This window comes from Caballeronia eucalypticola (genome assembly GCF_047608185.1).
GTDB lineage: Bacteria > Pseudomonadota > Gammaproteobacteria > Burkholderiales > Burkholderiaceae > Caballeronia.
In genome coordinates this window covers 154,809-172,778 of sequence record NZ_JBLKRU010000015.1, presented here as the reverse complement: position 1 = coordinate 172,778, position 17,970 = coordinate 154,809, and the positions used below count along the sequence as shown (strand labels likewise).

Annotated in this window: 19 protein-coding genes; 9 read left to right on the top strand and 10 right to left on the bottom strand. The window is 60.5% G+C overall.

Annotation, left to right across the window (positions count from 1 at the left end; genetic code table 11):
* Positions 1–138: 138 nt before the first annotated feature.
* Positions 139–1,260, top strand: a complete 1,122-nt coding sequence (locus ACMX25_RS19305) for an IS110 family RNA-guided transposase (protein ID WP_414949685.1) — start codon at positions 139–141, stop codon at positions 1,258–1,260.
* 278 nt (positions 1,261–1,538) lie between these two features.
* On the top strand, positions 1,539–1,844 hold the full coding sequence (locus tag ACMX25_RS19300; protein WP_414951675.1) for a type 2 periplasmic-binding domain-containing protein: 306 nt from the start codon (positions 1,539–1,541) through the stop codon (positions 1,842–1,844).
* Positions 1,845–1,856: 12 nt separating this feature from the next.
* Here the strand turns inward: ACMX25_RS19300 and ACMX25_RS19295 are convergent, their stop codons facing one another.
* Positions 1,857–2,873 carry a 1-aminocyclopropane-1-carboxylate deaminase gene (locus tag ACMX25_RS19295; protein WP_414951674.1) on the bottom strand — a complete coding sequence of 339 codons (1,017 nt, stop codon included), beginning with the start codon at positions 2,871–2,873 and terminating at the stop codon, positions 1,857–1,859.
* Positions 2,874–3,033: 160 nt separating this feature from the next.
* Here ACMX25_RS19295 and ACMX25_RS19290 point away from each other — a divergent pair, with 160 nt between their 5' ends.
* Both ACMX25_RS19290 and ppnP read left to right on the top strand, forming a co-directional pair.
* Complete coding sequence (locus tag ACMX25_RS19290; RefSeq protein ID WP_414951673.1) at positions 3,034–3,543, top strand: Lrp/AsnC family transcriptional regulator; 510 nt, start codon at positions 3,034–3,036, stop codon at positions 3,541–3,543.
* Between the two features lie 163 nt (positions 3,544–3,706).
* Positions 3,707–4,027: a pyrimidine/purine nucleoside phosphorylase gene (ppnP, locus tag ACMX25_RS19285; protein ID WP_414951672.1), complete on the top strand. Its 321-nt coding sequence runs from the start codon at positions 3,707–3,709 to the stop codon at positions 4,025–4,027.
* A gap of 91 nt (positions 4,028–4,118) precedes the next feature.
* On the opposite strand, the gene ACMX25_RS19280 is transcribed toward ppnP, so the two are convergent.
* The 3 genes from ACMX25_RS19280 to ACMX25_RS19270 all read right to left on the bottom strand — a co-directional run bounded on the left by ACMX25_RS19280 (position 4,119) and on the right by ACMX25_RS19270 (position 6,309).
* Positions 4,119–4,334: a hypothetical protein gene (locus tag ACMX25_RS19280; RefSeq protein ID WP_414951671.1), complete on the bottom strand. Its 216-nt coding sequence runs from the start codon at positions 4,332–4,334 to the stop codon at positions 4,119–4,121.
* Between the two features lie 351 nt (positions 4,335–4,685).
* Positions 4,686–5,555, bottom strand: coding sequence for an alpha/beta hydrolase (locus ACMX25_RS19275; protein WP_414951670.1), 870 nt, complete (start codon positions 5,553–5,555; stop codon positions 4,686–4,688).
* A gap of 22 nt (positions 5,556–5,577) precedes the next feature.
* Positions 5,578–6,309: a DUF4118 domain-containing protein gene (locus ACMX25_RS19270; RefSeq protein ID WP_414951669.1), complete on the bottom strand. Its 732-nt coding sequence runs from the start codon at positions 6,307–6,309 to the stop codon at positions 5,578–5,580.
* Between the two features lie 309 nt (positions 6,310–6,618).
* Between ACMX25_RS19270 and ACMX25_RS19265 the strand changes: the two genes are divergently transcribed.
* Together ACMX25_RS19265 and ACMX25_RS19260 are read left to right on the top strand one after the other, a co-directional pair.
* Complete coding sequence (locus tag ACMX25_RS19265) at positions 6,619–7,281, top strand: response regulator (protein ID WP_414951668.1); 663 nt, start codon at positions 6,619–6,621, stop codon at positions 7,279–7,281.
* Positions 7,278–8,621 (top strand): ATP-binding protein, encoded by a 1,344-nt coding sequence (locus ACMX25_RS19260; RefSeq protein WP_414951667.1) that lies wholly within the window; start codon positions 7,278–7,280, stop codon positions 8,619–8,621. The genes ACMX25_RS19265 and ACMX25_RS19260 overlap by 4 nt, the downstream gene beginning before the upstream one ends.
* Before the next feature lie 4 nt (positions 8,622–8,625).
* On the opposite strand, the gene ACMX25_RS19255 is transcribed toward ACMX25_RS19260, so the two are convergent.
* From ACMX25_RS19255 to ACMX25_RS19230, 6 genes are read right to left on the bottom strand one after another with little or no spacing between them, the layout of a single operon-like run.
* Positions 8,626–9,459, bottom strand: a complete 834-nt coding sequence (locus tag ACMX25_RS19255; RefSeq protein ID WP_414951666.1) for a phosphodiesterase — start codon at positions 9,457–9,459, stop codon at positions 8,626–8,628.
* A gap of 38 nt (positions 9,460–9,497) precedes the next feature.
* The gene (locus tag ACMX25_RS19250; protein ID WP_414951665.1) at positions 9,498–10,556 is read right to left on the bottom strand and encodes an ABC transporter ATP-binding protein; all 1,059 of its coding nucleotides are present in this window, start codon (positions 10,554–10,556) and stop codon (positions 9,498–9,500) included.
* Positions 10,553–11,461, bottom strand: a complete 909-nt coding sequence (locus ACMX25_RS19245) for an ABC transporter permease (RefSeq protein ID WP_414951664.1) — start codon at positions 11,459–11,461, stop codon at positions 10,553–10,555. Before ACMX25_RS19245 ends, ACMX25_RS19250 begins: the two co-directional genes overlap by 4 nt.
* The gene (locus ACMX25_RS19240) at positions 11,458–12,282 is read right to left on the bottom strand and encodes an ABC transporter permease (RefSeq protein ID WP_414951663.1); all 825 of its coding nucleotides are present in this window, start codon (positions 12,280–12,282) and stop codon (positions 11,458–11,460) included. Before ACMX25_RS19240 ends, ACMX25_RS19245 begins: the two co-directional genes overlap by 4 nt.
* 10 nt (positions 12,283–12,292) lie before the next feature.
* Positions 12,293–13,306, bottom strand: coding sequence for an ABC transporter substrate-binding protein (locus tag ACMX25_RS19235; RefSeq protein WP_414951662.1), 1,014 nt, complete (start codon positions 13,304–13,306; stop codon positions 12,293–12,295).
* Positions 13,303–14,358 (bottom strand): substrate-binding domain-containing protein, encoded by a 1,056-nt coding sequence (locus ACMX25_RS19230; RefSeq protein ID WP_414951661.1) that lies wholly within the window; start codon positions 14,356–14,358, stop codon positions 13,303–13,305. The genes ACMX25_RS19235 and ACMX25_RS19230 overlap by 4 nt, the downstream gene beginning before the upstream one ends.
* Between ACMX25_RS19230 and ACMX25_RS19225 the strand changes: the two genes are divergently transcribed.
* From ACMX25_RS19225 to ACMX25_RS19215, 3 genes are all read left to right on the top strand, one after another.
* Positions 14,357–14,539 (top strand): hypothetical protein, encoded by a 183-nt coding sequence (locus ACMX25_RS19225; RefSeq protein ID WP_414951660.1) that lies wholly within the window; start codon positions 14,357–14,359, stop codon positions 14,537–14,539. The two genes, ACMX25_RS19230 and ACMX25_RS19225, sit on opposite strands and share 2 nt — an antisense overlap.
* A 206-nt stretch (positions 14,540–14,745) precedes the next feature.
* Positions 14,746–16,422 carry a phospholipase C gene (locus ACMX25_RS19220; RefSeq protein ID WP_414951659.1) on the top strand — a complete coding sequence of 559 codons (1,677 nt, stop codon included), beginning with the start codon at positions 14,746–14,748 and terminating at the stop codon, positions 16,420–16,422.
* Positions 16,423–16,539: 117 nt separating this feature from the next.
* Entirely contained in the window at positions 16,540–17,970 is a 1,431-nt protein-coding gene (locus ACMX25_RS19215) for a cytochrome-c peroxidase (protein WP_414951658.1), read from the top strand.

The following is a 17,970-nucleotide window of genomic DNA, read 5'->3' as shown; positions in this document are numbered from 1 at the left end:
AAGTCAGTATGACTTCCGTGGAAGTAAGGGCTGGCCCCACAGGAAGAGTTGAACCGCGCGGGTTAGCATAAAGCCAGAGCCGTAAAAGTGAGGGCGAACCGCTCACTCGAAGTGTTCATTTACAACCCGGAGGCCAGCATGCAAAACGTTAGCACATTGTTCGTCGGACTGGATGTTCATAAGGATTCCATCACCGTCGCTTACGCGCTGGACGGCGGTGAGGTGGAGGTGCTGGGCAAGATCGGCACCACTCAGGCCGATCTTGATCGTCTGTGCAAGCGGCTGTTGTCCAAGGCCAAGCACGTGCGTGTCGTGTATGAGGCGGGCCCCTTTGGCTACGTCTTGCAGCGGCGCCTGAGCGACAAAGGCATCCAGTGCATGGTGTGCGCCCCCACGCAGATACCGCGCAAACCCGGCGATCGCGTGAAGACCGACCGGCGCGATGCCATCAAGCTCGTGCGCTCGCTGCGCGCCGGCGATCTCAGCGCCGTCAACATCCCCACCGTCGAAGACGAAGCGTTTCGCGATCTCGCCCGAACCTGGGCAAAATCGCGCGACGAGCTTAAGCGCGCGCGCCAGACACTGAAGGCATTTTTGCTCTCGCACGGCGTGCGCTACGTGGGGGTGGCCAATTGGGGACCGGCGCACCGCAACTGGTTAAGCAAATTCTCGTTTGGCAACGAGTGGCAGGATTTCGCGTTTAACGAGTTACGCCGCGCCATCGAGGATCGGTTTGCACAATGCCAGCGTCTGGAATCGGCCATGCGCGATGCCGTGCCACGCTGGGGCTTTTATCCCGCCGTGCTTGCTCTGCAATCGATGCGCGGTATCCAGTTCACCGCTGCCGTGGGCTTGCTCTCGGAGTTAGGCGATTTGAGTCGCTTTGCGCACCCCCGACAGTTGATGGCCTGGCTTGGCGTGACGCCCTCGGAGTATTCCTCGGGAGGCAAACGGCGCCAAGGCGGTATCACGAAGACCGGCAATTCCTTTGCCCGCAAACTGCTCATCGAGGCGGCCTGGAGTTATCGGCATACGGCCAAAGTGAGCCCCGAGATCCAGCGTCGTCATGAGGGCTTGCCAAAGGTTATCGTCGATCGGGCGTGGGACGCGCAGGTGCGCCTGTGCCGGCGCTATCGAAAGCTGGTGGCGCGCGGCAAAAGCACCAATGTGGCCATCGTCGCGGTGGCTCGCGAACTGGCGGGCTTCATCTGGGACATCGGCCGGTTGGGCATGGCGCAGGCGAGCCCGCGCTCGGAGTAAGGCAGGTGAAGGCAGCAAAAAAGCAGTTCGCAATGAAACGGTAGTTTCCTGAAGGCGGCGTAGCCCGGTATTCGAGTTATCCGCGTCATTTCTTGGCAACGGTTCATTCCGACTTGCGCACAAAGCTAGCGGCAGACTCACGAAACGGATCTCTGTAATGCGGTAACCAACCCGCGAATATCAGCCTGATTCACCGTCGAGTTTTACTGCTACGCCGCCCTCAGGAAATTGCAGCGCCCACTCGAATATGAGTGAAATAAAAATCTGAACATCGACGCTTGACACGGAAAGTCATATCAGAAATGCGACGCCTTGGGGCACGGCTGAATGTAGGAGTCGATGTGCCTTATCTGCTTGCCGTTCCAAGTCTGGTCGCGACTTCGGATTTCATTGCTGCGGTACCGGACGAACTCGCCGACTTGTTCTCGCGGCTGGCAAATGTAGATGTCTTCCCGCTGCCAATAAAACTGCCCGACCTGACTGTCCAGCAGTTCTGGCATGCCCGGCATCACAACGACGCCGGGCATCGATGGTTCAGAGGTGTCGTCGCCGAAACGCTCCGTCAGTATGATACGCAGTCTTGAGCATCCACCGAATCAACCTTCGCGAAACAGGAAGCTATAAGCGTTCAACGCCGGCACGCCGCCAAGATGCGCATACAGCACCTTCGAGCCTTCCGGGAATTCGCCGCGTTTCACTTTATCGATCATGCCGTGCATGGACTTGCCTTCGTACACAGGGTCGGTCAACACACCCTCCAGCCTCGCGCACAGGCGGATAGCCTCGAGCGTCCCTTCGTTCGGCAAGCCGTATTCGGGACCGCCATAGCGTTCATCCAGCACGATATCGTTCAACGTGATCTCACGTCCAAGCTCTACTTGCTCGGCAGTTTGCCGCGCGATCCGATGGATCTGCTCACGGGTCTTTTCAGGCTTCGCCGATGCATCGATACCAATCACCCGGTCCGCGCGTCCGTCCGCCGAAAAACCCACGACCATGCCGGCCTGGGTGCTGCCCGTGACTGAGCAGACCACGATGAAATCAAACTTGAAACCAAGCTCTGCTTCCTGCTGGCGCACTTCCTCGGCAAAACCCACGAAGCCCAGGCCGCCCAGCGGATGATCCGAACAACCTGCCGGAATCGCGTAGGGCTTGCCACCGGCCTTCCGGACATCTTCCAGCGCATCTTCCCAGCTCTTGCGAAAGCCGATGTCGAAACCGTCTGCGACGAGACGCACATCGGCCCCCATGATCCGCGACATCTGGATATTGCCAACGCGGTCATACACCGCGTCCGAGTAGTTCACCCAGTTCTCCTGTACCAGCACGCATTTCATGCCGAGATGCGCGGCAACGGCTGCGACCTGACGCGTCTGGTTCGACTGAATCCCGCCGATGGAGACAAGCGTGTCGCAACCTTGCGCGATCGCTTCGGGGATCAGGTACTCGAGCTTGCGGGTTTTATTGCCGCCGAATGCGAGGCCGCTGTTGCAGTCTTCACGCTTGGCATAGAGCTCGACCTTGCCGCCAAGGTGGTTTGACAGCCGTGCGAGCGGCTGGATCGGCGTCGGCCCGAAAGTAAGCGCGTGACGGGGAAATTTCTTGAGGTTCATGTGTCGCTCCGGTGATCAGCCAAGTCGTCGCATTAATTTGCGTCGATGGGAAGTATGGTAAAAAACTTCGGCTGAAGCAGGGTTGCGAATAAATTATCGTTTGTTTAATTCTCACTGATTGAAAGACTGGTCGAGGTAATTAACGTGTGGAGAAATAGACATGAGCGCAACAAAAGTTCTTGCCAGCTCGCGGGTAAGCGATCAATCGGGAGCCGAGCTGGACCGCGTCGACCGTGCGATCCTCAGGCAGCTTCAGCGTGACGCCTCCATATCCAACGTCGCGCTTGCGGCCAAGGTGAACTTGAGTCCACCGGCGTGTTTGCGTCGTGTTGAACGGCTTAAACAGGCGAAGCTGATCCGCGGGACGGTCGCGTTGCTGGACCCGAAGAAACTCAACGCGGCCATGCTGATGATCATCGGCGTGGTGCTGGATCGCTCCACGCCCGAGTCCTTCGCCGCGTTCGAGAAAGCCGCGCAAAAGGTCTCAGGATGCATGGAGTGCCACATTGTGACGGGCGAGTTCGACTGCTTCATGCTGGTACGCACGCGCGACAGCGAGAGTTTCAACCGCCTGCATGCGGAACAGTTGTTGTACTTGCCGGGTGTGCGTCAGGTCAGGACGTTCATGGTGCTCAAGGAAATCCTGTCGACCACCAGTTTCCCTATCTAGCGTTTCTGAGCCTGCACGAAGGCATTGCCAAGCTGACGGAAAATCACTATGTTTTGCGGGGCAGCAAAACCACGCTTCAGATCAAACGATTAGACAGATCAATGCGCCGACGGCCTGAGCCCCATGCCATCGGCCAACCAACCGGACCATAGGAATTCCACGCATGACAACGACCGCACAATTCGACAATGTCTCGATCATCAAACACGCCAATATCTACTTCGATGGCAAATGTGTCTCGCATACCATCCTGCTTGCCGATGGCACGCGCAAGACGCTAGGCGTTATTTTTCCGGCCCTGCTGACGTTCTCGACGCAAGCGCCGGAACAGATCGACGTCAATGCCGGACGATGCCGCGTGCGTAATCCGGGAGAGGACGCATGGCGTGAATACGGCGCGGGCGAGTCCATCACCGTGCCGGCCAATACCAGCTTCGAGATCGAAGTGATTGAAACCGTTGATTACGTCTGTCACTACTTTTGAGCTGGAAAGACCGACGATTGACGTGACGGCGAGGGTTCTTCACGCCGTCAGTACAGCGTCTTCGGCCAACGCATGACGTGCGCGACGTGCACTACAGGTCCGCGATCTGCCGGCGCGCCGCCACCGGACAAAGCTCAACGTACATCTGAACCAGCCACGCGTGCGGGCATTCGTTGCTGATCGAAATATCGTTCGCGTTGACGTCGCTCAACCGGATCTGGCGGTTCCGCAACGCGTGCCTGAACGCGCAGCTTGCCTTGTGCCGCGCAAACAGCGCGCCGAATCCCGCGATAACGAATAATGTCATCCGGAGTCCGAACGTACCCGAATCGTCCAACGGTACGGAGCAAAAACACGATGCAAAGGCATATCGCCGTCAGCACTCCCACCGACGCTGACAACAGCACCGCGTGAGCGCGCAATGTGATCGACAGGGTGGTTTGCATGACAGTCTCTCCGGGCTTGCGCCAGGCGGAATTAGCTTTCAATCTCGAACAAGGCCTCGCTTTCTTCCCGGCAATGCGGAATCCACGTTGCGCATAGAGTGCGCGAGGCATGCTTAAGCGACGCTTATCCGCGTGCGGAACGTTCAACTACCCAGAATTGATTTGAAAGCTTCGGCGCCGCCTTGGGCCGCCGCAGGGCTGTCGCCCAGGATTTATTTGCCGATCGCGGCCATCTGCCGGAGACGTCGGGCCAGCGCCTTCGATACCACCGGCTTCGCGCCACCTTCCGCACTGCTGGCTGCTTCGCTTTCCTTGAGGAACACGGCTGTCTCGCGCGCGACGATTTCCCGCTCGTTGTCGGAGGTGATCATGTGATACGAATCGTCGAGATAGATGGTGCGCATGACCGTCGATCCAATATTGGACGCGACGAATTGCGCATTGCGCGGGCTTGACGTCTCATCGTCGATAGCGTGAATCAACAGGCAATCGTTCTTCAGCGCGGCCAGTGTTTTTTTCACGCTGGCGGCGAGTCGGCTGGCTTCGTGCAATGCGGGAAGCGAGATGCTCGACGGGCCGACTTCGCTCAGGTCGTTGCGCTGCATCGCCCGGCCGACCTTCGCGCGCAACGCCTCGTTGCGCAGCCCGAACGGCGACTCTTCGCGATACCGCCAGCGATGCCGCAACGGCGTGTAATACGCCCAGTCGAGCAGGAAGCGATACCACGGCATGGCCCAGCCGTCGTAGTCGAGCGTGACGGACAGCAGCACGATAGCCTGCACGCTGGGCCGTTCACGCACCAGCGCCAGCGCAAGCGTGGCGCCCATGGACAGGCCGCACACGGACACGCGCGGGTAACGCGCGCTCAGCGCATCGAATTCCTTCACGGCAGCCGTGACCCACGCTTCCATCTTCAGTTCCGGCGTGCCTGCGCTGTAACCGTGGAGGTTGGGCACGCACGTGGTGAGCCCTTCGCTATTCAAATAGCGCGCGAGATGGCGCATTTCAAGCGGTGAACTTGACAGGCCGTGCAGCATCAGGACGGCATGGTCGCTGCCGGAGTAGAAGGTCGACGTATTCAACGCGGGCGTTTCCTTGGTCACGCTAATCAACCCTGCGCAAGATCAGGAACTCGCCGGCATGCGTGGTAAAACGCTCGCAGATGCATTCCACGAGTTTATGCACGCCATCGCCGGAACCAATGCGCACGCGATGCCGCCCCGGTTGCAAACCACGCTGAAGCCTTTCGATATCGTCAGGATGCGCACTGGCAAAAAGCCGCCCTGGCGCCATTTCCTTCGCGCCTTGCGCCGCGTTGCGATCGACCGCCTGCAGCAGGATGATGGCGTCGTGATAATGCGGAAGATGCCGCACGAGCCGATGCGTTTCGTCCACCGCACGGCGCGAAAGCGCACGCTCGTTATCGGCGCGCAGCAGCATTTCATAGCGCGAGAGAGCCACCGCCGCTATCAGTTCTGCGCTGAACTGCGCGCGTCGGAGCCGTTCAATAAGGGTAATCGTGGAAAGCGTGACAAGCGGATAAGAAATCGCCAGCATCACGTCAGCGCGATTGATGACAGCAATCTCGCCGTAAGGTGGCACGAACAGGTAATCGGCAATGCCCAGTCCCAACAGCATGACCGTCAGCGAAGGGATGAGCCCAAAGAAGTATTCGACCATGGCCGCCGCTATGCAGAAGGCGACGCCCGGCATGACCGGGCCCAGGAACGGGTGCAAGGCAAGCCTGACGCCGCTTGCGATACAAAGCGCAAGCGCGCTCATTAACCACACTCGCTTGCCTCGCGGCGCCCAGCGGCGGGCGTTTTGAATATTCATTAATGCGGCTTGTGTCAGCGGGATATCCAGGACGGGGGTGAATTATTACACACAGTTACACGCATTGTGCTACCCAGTTGCTTAAGACATGCTTAAGGTCTTGTTAGCGGCTGACTTGTCGCTCAGGGCTGTAATTTTTCAGTTGTTTATAATCGCCGAATACTAAGGATTACTGGCAATTTGCGACGTTCGGGCAAGCAGCGATTGATTCCTGGAAGTCCGTGCTTAAGAAACGCTTAAGGAATACTTAAGCACCTTCCAGGGACAATTCATGCTCGATACTTGTTGGCAAGACCGGGGAACTTCACGATGCGGCTATTACTGGTGGAAGACGACGAAATGATTGCCGAGACCGTGCTGGATTCCATGCGCCGGCTGGGTTACGCAATCGACTGGGCGGCGGATGGACGCGCCGCTGACCTGTCGCTTGCCAATGGGGTGTACGACCTTGTTTTGCTCGACCTCGGCCTGCCGAAACGCGATGGCATACAGGTGTTAAACACGTACCGCAAAGCGGGCGGTGCGGCGTCGGTCATCATCCTGACGGCGCGCGATGCGGTGGACGACCGCGTTCGCGGGCTCGACGCAGGCGCGGACGACTACCTCATGAAGCCTTTCGATCTCGACGAACTCGCCGCACGCGTGCGCGCTGCACTCCGGCGTCGTACCGGACAAAAGCAGCCTGTTTATACGCATGGCGAGCTAGCGCTGGATCCCGCGTCGCACGAGGCTAGCAAGGCCGGCGTGCCGTTGCCGCTGGTGCCACGCGAGTTCGCGTTGCTCCAGGTGCTGATCGAGGAGCCCACGCGCGTATTCAGGCGTGCGGAGCTGGAGGAGAAGCTGTACGGATGGGGCGAGGAAGTGGGCAGCAATACCATTGAAGTGCATGTCCACAGCCTGCGGCGCAAGATTGGCGCGGAGCAGATACTGACGGTCCGGGGCGTGGGCTATCGGCTCAAGGGACTCGAATGACATCCATTCGCCGCTGGCTGCTCGGCTGGCTGATCTTCGGGCTGGCGGCGACGTCGCTGATCGCGGCCTATGGCATCTTCCACACCGCGCGCCGCGAGGCGAGCGAGTTGTTCGATTACGAACTGCGCACCGTCGCGTTGTCGTTACCCGGGAATATTGCTGCGGCCGATGCTGCCGACCGGGCCAGCCACGACTTCAACGGCATAGCCGACGACCGGATCGCCATCGATATCTGGGACAAGCAAGGCAAGCTCGTTTATCACTCGCTCAAGGAGCCGGCGTTGCCGCGCGTCGCCGAGGGATTCCGGTCGATTAAACGCGATGACTATTCGTGGCGTGTGTTTGGCCTGCAGCAGCCGGACCGATACATCCAGGTGGCGCAACCGTTCTCCGTTCGCGAGGATCTGGCGTTGCGGCTCGCATGGCGCACGTTGTGGCCGCTCGCGCTGGTCGTGCCCGTGACCATTGCGCTGGTGTTGTTTGTCGTGGCGCGGGGCCTTGCGCCTATTGGTGGATTGTCGCGGGCGTTATCGCGGCGCTCGCTTGACTCGCTTGAACCGTTGCAAGTGGGCACGCGAGTACCCGTGGAGATCCGCCCACTGGTCGATGCGTTGAACGACTTGCTCCGGCGATTAAGCGACGCGTCGCAGGCGCAGCGAATCTTTGTTGCCGACGCAGCCCACGAGTTGCGCACGCCGCTAACCGCATTGAAGTTGCAACTTCAGGCGGCACGTCGCGACGGCACGTTGCAAGGCGATGGCCAGACACTGGAACGTCTTGAGGGGCGGTTGAACCGGATCATCCACCTTGCACATCAGTTATTAGCGATGGCGCGCGAGGACGCGAACCGGGCGGCTTCCACGACGCTCATGAGTCTGCGTCGGCTTGCGGAGCGGTCTGTGAGTGATCTGTCGTTGCTGGCGGAGGCCAAGGGTATCGATCTCGGACTGGAGGAGCGCGGGCGCGATACATCGGACAACTATGTCGTGCTGGGCGATGAACACGCGCTGGGGATCCTGTTGAACAACCTGATCGATAACGCGATTCGCCATACACCCGAGGGCGGTAAGGTCGATGTGATCCTCGCGCGCGATGCACAGGGTGTGGGCGTTGAAGTCATCGATACAGGGACGGGCATTGCCCCCGATGAACTCAACCGTGTCTTCGACCGGTTTTATCGCGGTGCCGGTGCGCAGGGATCGGGCAGCGGACTGGGACTCGCGATTGCGTCAAGCATTGCGGGGCGGCATGGGGCTACGCTCGAGGTGCGCAATCGCGATGGCGGGGGTGGGCTGATTGTGAAAGTGGGCGGACTGGCGGCGGGAGTCGTCACCGGCTAAACCCTCAATCGACCAACGCCCCATCGTCGTCAAAAAACGGATACGGCCCGTCGAACTGCTCAACGTATTCATGATGCGACACAAGCCCCACGCCCGCCGTCCAATAGTGCAACGCGAACGCCCCAGGCTCGAGCACGAATGCCGAAGGCGCATCGGCATGCAGATCAAGCACCACCTGATGCGCGGTCGACGGCGCGATAGAAGCGATCGTCCCCGCGAACCGCTTATGCACCGGCCGATGCACATGCCCGCACAAAACGCGCTCCACATTCGGATACCGCGAAATCAGCGCCTCCAGCTTCGCCGACGCCTGCGCGTCGAGCGCCATGTCGTCCATATGCCCAATACCGGTAGCAAACGGCGGATGATGCAACGCCACAATTACCGGCCGGCCGTCAGCCGCCTTCAACTCACGTTCAAGCCACGCAAGACGCGCGTCGCATAACGTGCCCGGACTTTCCCGCGGCTTCTGCGAATCCAGCGCAATGACCCGCATATCGTGCAGATCGAACGCGTATTGCACGAAGTCGCTACCCGTACCGCTGTCGTGCAAATAATGCGCATCGAAAACCTCGCGCAACGCCGCGCGATCGTCGTGATTCCCGACCATCAGGTACACCGGTATTTCCAACGGTTTCAGACACGCCGCTAGATGCCGGTATTCATCGGCGGTGCCAAAATCCACCAGGTCACCGGTCACAAGCACGGCATCCGGACGCGGGCTCAGCGCGTTCAGCCGTTCGACACAGGCACGCAAACAAGCGGCGGTATCGACTTTTTTATACGCAAGCACACCGGGAAGCTTGATATGCAAATCGGTGATTTGAGCGAGCAGCATGGCATCTCCTTGGTTTGACCTGAAGCGAACGTGAAGCCTCAATGCAGCGCAACCCATCCTTCATCGCGCACCGATATCCCCACGGCCGTTCCCTGCGCCAGTTCAACGCGGCCGGCCACATCGACAATCAATGCATCCGGCGCCGCGTCCCTGATTTTCAACCGGGTGCGTTCACCCAGAAACAGCGCCGACTCCACCGCGCCGCGCAACTGCGCAGACTGCGGGTCGACAAGCACTGCATCTTCCGGCCGGAAGAAAATTTCCGACCGTGCACCCTCGCGCGCGCGCAGTTGCGCAACGAGTCCCGTGACGCTAATCGTACCGCCAAGCGTGACGAATGCGTCATCGCGACACTCGCCCGTCACCCGGTTCAATGTGCCGATGAATTGCGCCACCGCGCGGCTCGCGGGCTGGTAGTAAATCTCACGCGGCGTACCGCATTGCTCGATGCGCCCGGCGCTCATCACCACGATCCTGTCGGCCAGCGCCATCGCTTCGGACTGGTCATGCGTGACATAGATGCTGGTCACGCGAAGTTCGCGCAGCAACGCATTCATCTCGGCACGCAAGGTTTCGCGCAAGCGGGCGTCGAGTGCGGTCAGCGGTTCATCGAGCAACAATACACGCGGCCTCGGGGCCAGCGCGCGAGCCAGCGCAACACGCTGACGCTGACCGCCGGACAACTCGGTAATCGACTTGTCGGCATGCGCCGTCAGCTCGGTCATTTCAAGCAGTTCATCTACCCGTCGACGCGCCGCCGAGACCTCGACCCTCTGGATCCGCAAGCCATAACCCACGTTGCCGCGCACCGTGAGATTGGGAAACAGCGCGTAGTTCTGGAACACCATGCCTACCTGACGACGCTCGATAGGCAATGCCGTGACATCGTCGGCACCGAAGCTCACGCGGCCACCGGCATCGGGCTTTTCCAGGCCCGCGATCAACCGCAACGTAGTGGTCTTGCCGCAGCCTGACGGTCCGAGCAGCACGAGCGTTTCGCCAGGTTCGATGCTGAGATCGACAGGTTCGAGCACGCGCTGCCCGCGAAATGTTTTCGCGCAACGGCTGAGGGTGACGGGAACGGCTTCGAGTCTCATCGTGCAGTCTCTACAGGTTGTGTAAGTGGTTGCTGCTCTGGAGCACTGCTTTTCGATAACGCGCGCTTGCGTTTCGCCGCGGCACGCGCACTCTGCGCGCCCACCGGATCGACACCCAGCCATTGCATCGCAATCAACAACGGCAAGGTCATCAGCAAGAAAAGAATGGTGTAGGCGCTGCCGACTTCAAGGCGCATGGACGCGTAGGCATCGGCGAGACCGACGGGCAAAGTCTTGGTGTCGGGCGTATGCAGCATCCACGTCAGGTTGAATTCACCTATCGACAAAGTCAGCACCGCGAGCGCGCCAGCGACAATGCCAGGACGCGCATTCGGGAGCACGATTGTCAGGAAGCGCTGCGTGAACGACGCGCCCAAACTGGCCGCGCCCTCTTCCATGGTTCGCAGATCGGTGCCTGCGCAAACGGCTGCAACCGAGCGCACCATGAATGGCAGGGTAAAGACCACGTGCCCTGCAACGATGAACCACATGCTCGATCGAAACGCGCTCCAGCCACCGTACACGGACAACAAAGCCAACGCCGTAGCGAGACCCGGCAACGCGATAGGCAGGACCAAGAGTTCTTCGACAAACCGCGCCCAGCGCGTATTGCTGCGTGCCAGTGCGTACGCTGCGGGCACACCAATCGCGAGCGTGATGGCAAGCGTCGCAAGCGCGATCTCAATTGATAGCCAGACCGAACCCTGATACATCGCCCACACTTGTTCGAGCCATTTAAGCGTCAGCCCACTCGATACACCGCGAAAATAGTTGACGGTCAATCCGGCCATGACCGACATCACCACGGGCACGACCATGAACGCAACCAGCGCAAGCGTCAGCAGCAGTTGCCCTGCAACGAGCAGACGACGCGGCTTAAGGAACTCAGGCATAAGCGTCCTCATGCAGTTGCGGCAACAGTCGCGCCGGTGAGGCTGCGCGCAACCGCCAGTACGGCCCACGTCACCAGGCCGAGCACGATCGATAACGCCGCCGCCGTCGCAAGATTCGCGTTCAGCGTGAACTCGGTATAGATGGTCATCGGCAATACGTCGAGGTCGGTGGCGAGTGTGAACGCGGTGCCGAATGCGCCCATCGCGGTAGCAAAACACACGGCGCCCGCCGCGATCAACGCAGGCATCAGCGCGGGCATGATCACGTCCATAAAGATGCGCCACGGCGATGCCCCCAGCGAACGCGCCGCTTCTTCCAGCGACGCATCCAGCTTCGTCGCAGCCGCCATCACAGTGACGATCACGCGCGGAATCGAAAAATAAAGATAGCCCAGGAACAGGCCGCTGAGTGAATAAGCGAACACCCAGCGGTCGCCCGTCAGCCGTGTTGAAATGGCGCCGATCAACCCCTGGCGCCCGGCGAGCATGATCACCATGAACCCCACCACCACGCCGGGAAACGCGAGCGGAAACGTCAGCAGCGCGACCAGCAAGCGCTTGGCCGGCAACTCGCGTCGCGCGAGAAACAAACCGGCGATAGTCGACAATACCAACGTCGCCGCCGTCACCGCCAGCGACAACGCAACGGTCGCGAGCAAGCTATGCAGATAACGCGCGTTGGTCAGGACCTCGCGATACGCGGTGAACGCGTCCGGCACCGCGCTGGCCTGCAGCAACGCGACCAGCGGCAGCAGCCAGAACGCGCAGAAGACAGCCAGCGCGGGTGCCAGCAGGAAGACCCGCGCGTGGTTGGAGAAGGTGGAATCTTGCATCGCTAAAGTGTCAGTGCATGACGCGCAAATACTCTTCGCCGAACGCGCTTTGCTTCGCGGCCATCTTCGCGAAGTCGACGTCCTTGGCGCGCGCATACTCCGACGCCGGCAAGAACTTCGCAGCGATATCAGGCGGCAACGTTCCACCGCGAACCGGTCGCAAATACGCGTTCGCCCACAGGCGCTGTCCTTCATCCGACAGCACGAAATCCAGCACTTTCTCGCCGTTCGCCTGATGCGGCGCGCCCTTCACGAGACTCATCACATAGGGCACCACGATCGTGCCTTCCTTCGGAATCACGAACTCAACGTTCGCATGATCCTTGTATTTCGCACGATACGCGTCGAAGTCATAGTCCAGAAGAATCGGAATCTCGCCCGACATCACGCGTGCATAAGCGGTCTGTTTCGGCACGATCGGCGCGTTCGCTTTCATCTTCGCGAACCAGTCGAGACCGGGCTTGAAGTTATCGAGCGTGCCGCCCAGCGCCTGATTCACTGCCACTGCACCCGCGTATCCCACGAACGCCGATGACGGATCAAGATACCCAACCATGCCTTTGTATTCCGGCTTCAACAGGTCGGCCCACGAGCGCGGTACCGGCTTGCCATCGAGCGCATCCTTGTTCACGAAAAAGCCTAGCGTGCCGGAGTGAATCGCGAACCAGGAGCCGTCAGGATCCTTCATGCCGGCAGGGATATCGTTCCAATGTGCAGGTTTATACGGCTGCACGAGACCCTTGTCTTTCGCCTGGAACGCCGACGACACGCCGAGATACACCACGTCCGCAATCGGGCTCTTTTGCTCGGCCATCATCTGCGCGATCGCCTGGCCGGAGCTCTTGTTATCGAACGGCACGCGGATGCCGGTCTGCTTCTGGATAGCAGCAATCTGGCTCGCCCAGTCCGCCCATTCCGGCGGACAGTTGTAGCAAATCGCCGTGCTGTCGGCATAAGCCGCGCCGGCCGCGCAAAACGTAGCCGTCGCTGCAAGCAGCGTAGCGAGGACATGACGGATTTTCATGCAGGTTTCTCCGATACGAGGGAGGCCGTTGTGGCCGCGGGATCGATCAATGACGCGATAGTCGCGCCGGTTCTTACGCTATGAGGCAACTTGAACGGAATGGGGCCGCTGGTGGTATCGCCGGGAAGGCCGAGCTGCGTGGCGAGATGAAGCCACGCGCACCGGCCGATCTCGCGGTTCGGCGTGGCGACGCTGGACAACGCTGTCGACAACCATTCGCCAAGCGGAATGCCATCGAAACCAAGCACTGAAATATCGTGCGGCACGGACAAGCCCGCATGCCGCAAACCGCGCATCACGATAATCGCCAAGCGGTCATTGCTGCAGAAAAGCGCAGTGGGGCGGCGAACAGGATCGGCGAGATGAGCGAGCAGCGAAGCCGGTAAATCGTCTGCGTTGAAATCAAGTTCAAGCGGTGGATGAGGCGCGAGACCGGCGTCGAGCATCGCGTCTTCGTAACCGCGATACCGCAAGCGCGCACGGTCCGATTCGGCGAACGAACCCGCGAGCATCAGGATTCGACGATGCCCGCGCTGCAACAAAGCACACACGCCATCACGCGCCGCCCGCCGGTTATCGACCGACACCGCCGCGCGATACGCCGTGTCGTTATGCGCCAGCACATAAGGCAAGCCGATGCGATCAAGTTCGTCCAGCAACGGGTTGGATTCGGCATCCGCGACTGTCGCGATCAGGCCATCCACGCGCTGCTCGCGCAAAGTCTCGATCGCGCGACGCTCACGCGCGCTGTCATACGCAGTGGTCATCAGCATCAGCCGATAGTCACTGGCAGAGGCCGCTTCATCGATGCCTTGCAACGACTCGGCGAAGACCGGGTTGGCGAGCGTGGGTACGACCACGCCGACCAGCCGCGTGCGCACGCCGCGAAGCTGGCGGCCTCGTGCGCTGGGCATGAAGTCAAGCGCTTCGATCGATTCGCGCACCTTGGCAAGCGTCTCCGCATTCAGCAATTGCGGTGCGTTGAGTGCACGCGAAACGGTGGCGATAGACACGCCTGAATGCGCGGCAACGTCCTTGATGGTCGAGTGCATGAGCGATGGCAAGAATGAACTGAAAACGTTTACAGAAGCGATTATCGAAGCGCTCTGTGACGTCCGCGTGAAAGCAAGCGACTCATTGCCATGGGCTTCATTCGAGCTTTTTCATGCAATTAAAAGTGCCGCTGTCAAACCGTGGATTCAGCGTTGGAGCGCTGATTCCAGCGTGATTTGACGTCCGGCCTTACCGACTCTTTCTGCTTGTTATTTTCACGTAACCCCAGCGAAAGCGGACCGTCTTTTAGGGTTCATACGCAAGTGTTCCAATGCGCTCGGATCGAAAGAAAGGTCTTTGAACAGTCCGCATCCTAGTCCGCACCCGTCCCCAAAGGCCACGCGGCCACAACAAGCACTGAAACAACGACATCGGGAGCTTCACACATGTTTCGTCGAGCCTTAATGGTTGGCGTACCCACCGCAGCAATGGCCATCGGCCTATATGCCTGCGGCGGCAGCAACAACAGCAGCAGCGGGTCCATCCAGAACCGGATCGCGACCGCTACCCCCATCAAGCACGTCGTCGTGATCTATAACGAGAACGTCTCGTTCGACCACTACTTCGCGACTTACCCGAACGCAGCGAACCCGGCAGGCGAACCGGCATTCACGCCGGCTGCAGGTACGCCGGCAATCAATGGGCTTAGCGGCACGTTGCTGACGGCCAACCCCAACTTCACGAATACGGCGAACGGCACGGGCGCAGCCAATCCGTTCCGCCTGGACCGGACGCAAGCCGCGACCGCCGACCAGAACCACTCGTACACACCGGAACAACATGCCTACGATAACGGCGCAGCCGACCTCTTCCCGAAGTTCACGGGTAAGGGCACGGCAGGCGGCGCAGGCGCATTCGGTACCGCAGGCCAGGTCATGGGCTACTACGACGGCAACACGGTCGGCGCTCTGTGGAACTACGCGCAGCACTTCGCAATGAGCGACAACGCGTACACGGCCACGTACGGTCCGTCGACGCCGGGTGCACTCGAAGTCGTGTCGGGCCAAACCAACGGCCTGACGCCGGTCAAGTTCAGCACGGCCGCAGTCAGTGCAACGAACACGGGCTCGTACTACGTGAACGACGGTCAAGGCGGCTTCACGCTGATTAACGACGTCGATCCGGCCAACGATATCTGCTCGAGCACGACCGACACCGCATTGCTGGCCGCCAAGAACATCGGCGACTTGCTGAACGCGCAGAACATCTCGTGGGGCGGCTTCATGGGCGGCTTCAACCTGGCGACCGTGAACAGCAACGGCACAACGGGTTGCAAGCGCAGCACGTTGTCGCCGGTCGTGGGTCAGGCTACTGCCGACTACGTCCCGCACCACAACTGGTTCCAGTACTTCGCATCGACGGCTAACCCGACGCACGCACGTCCGAGCTCGACGGCAGTGATCGGCTTGTCGCTTGAAGCGGATGGCAAGACGCCGGAACCCGCAAACCACCAATACGACACCGACGACTTCATTGCAGCGGTCAAGGCGGGTAACTATCCGTCGGTCAGCTTCATCAAGGCGCCGGCGTTCCAGGATGGCCACGCAGGTTATTCGGATCCGCTCGATGAGCAGGCTTTCACCGCGAAGATCGTCAACTTCCTGCAGCAGCAGCCGGACTGGGCGAGCACCGCTGTGATCGTGGCGTGGGATGACTCGGACGGCTGGTACGACCATGCTTACGCAGTGCCGACCTCGGCGTCGTTCGATGCGATCGCCGACCAGGTCAACGGTGCGGGCACGTGCGGTACGGCTACGGCTCCGCTGGGTGTGAAGGGCGCGCCGGTGAATGGCCGCTGCGGTCCGGGCACGCGTATTCCGTTCGTCGTGATCTCGCCGTGGGCGAAGGTGAACTACGTGGACCACACGCAGATTACCCAGGCTTCGGTGGTTCGCTTCATTGAAGACAACTGGCTCAACGGTGCGCGTCTCGGTGGCGGTTCGTTCGACGCGACTGCAGGCAGCATCAACGGCATGTTCAACTTCAGCGGTCCGGGTAACAACCCGACGCTGTTCGTCGACCCGAACCTGGGTACGCCGGTCGCATCGGTTCCCGCGATCTGATCGTAGTCTGAACGCCTGCGTCGGCTCACTGACGCAGGCGGCAATGTTCTTGTCGCGTCGCCGCCGGGCAATTGGCCGGCGGCGTTTTTTCAATGCTGCTTCTGCTTCCTGGCTCACATGTCGCACACCGTCATACCTCCGGTTACGCCCACCACTGGCGAGAAGCCACGCCTTCCCCGCCCGAAACATGTCTTGCTCGGATGCCTCGCCGCCGTGGTCGTGGGCGCCGTCGGATTCAGCGCATGGGCCGTCGCGTTCCCCTCCCAAGTCCCTGCCCGCGTGGGCGCTGTCGTGGAAGACCTGACGGGCGCCAATCCGGCTCCTGTCGTACTCTCCCGTCCGCCGGTCGCGCCGCTGAGCGCGGTCGCGCAACTCGGCCAGAAGATTTTCTTCGACGAGTCGTTGTCCGGCTCCGGGAAACAGTCCTGCGCGTCCTGTCACAGCCCGGACCACGCCTACGGACCGCCGAACAAACTTTCCGTGCAGCTGGGCGGACCGCACATGAATCTGGAAGGCTACCGTCCGCCGCCTTCCCTGATGTACCTGTATCTACAGCCTAACTTCAGCATTGGTCCCGATGCCGGTGAAGCCGAGGCGCCGCCCGATTTCGCCGCCCTCGCCTCGCAAGCCGCCGGCACCGCCAAGGCGCAAAAGAACGCGGGCGTCGCGCCCGCTGCGCCGGCCATGGTGCCGCAAGGCGGTTTCTTCTGGGACGGCCGCGCCGATACGCTGCAAGCTCAAGCGTCCGGCCCGATGCTCAACCCTGTGGAAATGGCCAATAGCAGCGAAGCCGATGTCGCCGCAAAATTGCAGCGCACGGCGTACAAGGACGACTTCACGAAGTTGTTCGGCGCAAATATTTTCCAGAGCACGCAGCTCACCGTCTCCGAGGCCATGTTCGCAATTGCGCGCTATCAGGTCGAAGAGCAGTCGTTCCATCCGTACTCGAGCAAGTACGATTACTGGCTCGAAGGCAAGGCGCGGCTCTCCCAAACCGAGTTGCGCGGCTTGCGCCTCTTCAACAATCCCGACAAGGCCAACTGCGCCGGTTGCCATCTGTCGAAGCCGAGTGCCGACGGCATCCCGCCGATGTTCACCGACTACCAGTACGAAGCGCTCGGCGTTCCGCGTAACACCACGCTTGCTGTGAACCACGATCCGAAGTTCTACGACATGGGCGTGTGCGGCCCGTTCCGTGACGATATCAAGGACCAGACGCAGTATTGCGGCATGTTCCTCACGCCCACGCTGCGGAACTCCGCTACGCGGCAAGTGTTCTTCCATAACGGCGTATATCATTCGCTCGACGACGTCATGTCGTTCTACAACGACCGCAATACGGCGCCGGAGAAGTTCTATCCGAAGGGCGCTGACGGCAAGGTCAACAAGTACGATGACCTGCCGGCGAAGTTCCACGCGAATGTCGATGTGGCCGACGCCCCGTTCGACCGCAAGTTCGGCGACAAGCCCGCGATGACGGATCAGGAGATGAAGGACATCATCGCGTTCCTGCATACCCTGACCGACGGTTATCAAAAGGGCAGCTGA

Excerpts from the sequence above, each read along its gene's own strand:
- ACMX25_RS19305 (WP_414949685.1), top strand. The coding sequence starts at position 139 with ATGCAAAACGTTAGCACATTGTTCGTCGGACTGGATGTTCATAAGGAT.
- ACMX25_RS19295 (WP_414951674.1), bottom strand. The coding sequence starts at position 2,873 with ATGAACCTCAAGAAATTTCCCCGTCACGCGCTTACTTTCGGGCCGACG.
- ACMX25_RS19290 (WP_414951673.1), top strand. The coding sequence starts at position 3,034 with ATGAGCGCAACAAAAGTTCTTGCCAGCTCGCGGGTAAGCGATCAATCG.
- ppnP (WP_414951672.1), top strand. The coding sequence starts at position 3,707 with ATGACAACGACCGCACAATTCGACAATGTCTCGATCATCAAACACGCC.
- ACMX25_RS19280 (WP_414951671.1), bottom strand. The coding sequence starts at position 4,334 with ATGACATTATTCGTTATCGCGGGATTCGGCGCGCTGTTTGCGCGGCAC.
- ACMX25_RS19270 (WP_414951669.1), bottom strand. The coding sequence starts at position 6,309 with ATGAATATTCAAAACGCCCGCCGCTGGGCGCCGCGAGGCAAGCGAGTG.
- ACMX25_RS19265 (WP_414951668.1), top strand. The coding sequence starts at position 6,619 with ATGCGGCTATTACTGGTGGAAGACGACGAAATGATTGCCGAGACCGTG.
- ACMX25_RS19260 (WP_414951667.1), top strand. The coding sequence starts at position 7,278 with ATGACATCCATTCGCCGCTGGCTGCTCGGCTGGCTGATCTTCGGGCTG.
- ACMX25_RS19255 (WP_414951666.1), bottom strand. The coding sequence starts at position 9,459 with ATGCTGCTCGCTCAAATCACCGATTTGCATATCAAGCTTCCCGGTGTG.
- ACMX25_RS19250 (WP_414951665.1), bottom strand. The coding sequence starts at position 10,556 with ATGAGACTCGAAGCCGTTCCCGTCACCCTCAGCCGTTGCGCGAAAACA.
- ACMX25_RS19245 (WP_414951664.1), bottom strand. The coding sequence starts at position 11,461 with ATGAGGACGCTTATGCCTGAGTTCCTTAAGCCGCGTCGTCTGCTCGTT.
- ACMX25_RS19240 (WP_414951663.1), bottom strand. The coding sequence starts at position 12,282 with ATGCAAGATTCCACCTTCTCCAACCACGCGCGGGTCTTCCTGCTGGCA.
- ACMX25_RS19235 (WP_414951662.1), bottom strand. The coding sequence starts at position 13,306 with ATGAAAATCCGTCATGTCCTCGCTACGCTGCTTGCAGCGACGGCTACG.
- ACMX25_RS19225 (WP_414951660.1), top strand. The coding sequence starts at position 14,357 with ATGAGCGATGGCAAGAATGAACTGAAAACGTTTACAGAAGCGATTATC.
- ACMX25_RS19230 (WP_414951661.1), bottom strand. The coding sequence starts at position 14,358 with ATGCACTCGACCATCAAGGACGTTGCCGCGCATTCAGGCGTGTCTATC.
- ACMX25_RS19220 (WP_414951659.1), top strand. The coding sequence starts at position 14,746 with ATGTTTCGTCGAGCCTTAATGGTTGGCGTACCCACCGCAGCAATGGCC.
- ACMX25_RS19215 (WP_414951658.1), top strand. The coding sequence starts at position 16,540 with ATGTCGCACACCGTCATACCTCCGGTTACGCCCACCACTGGCGAGAAG.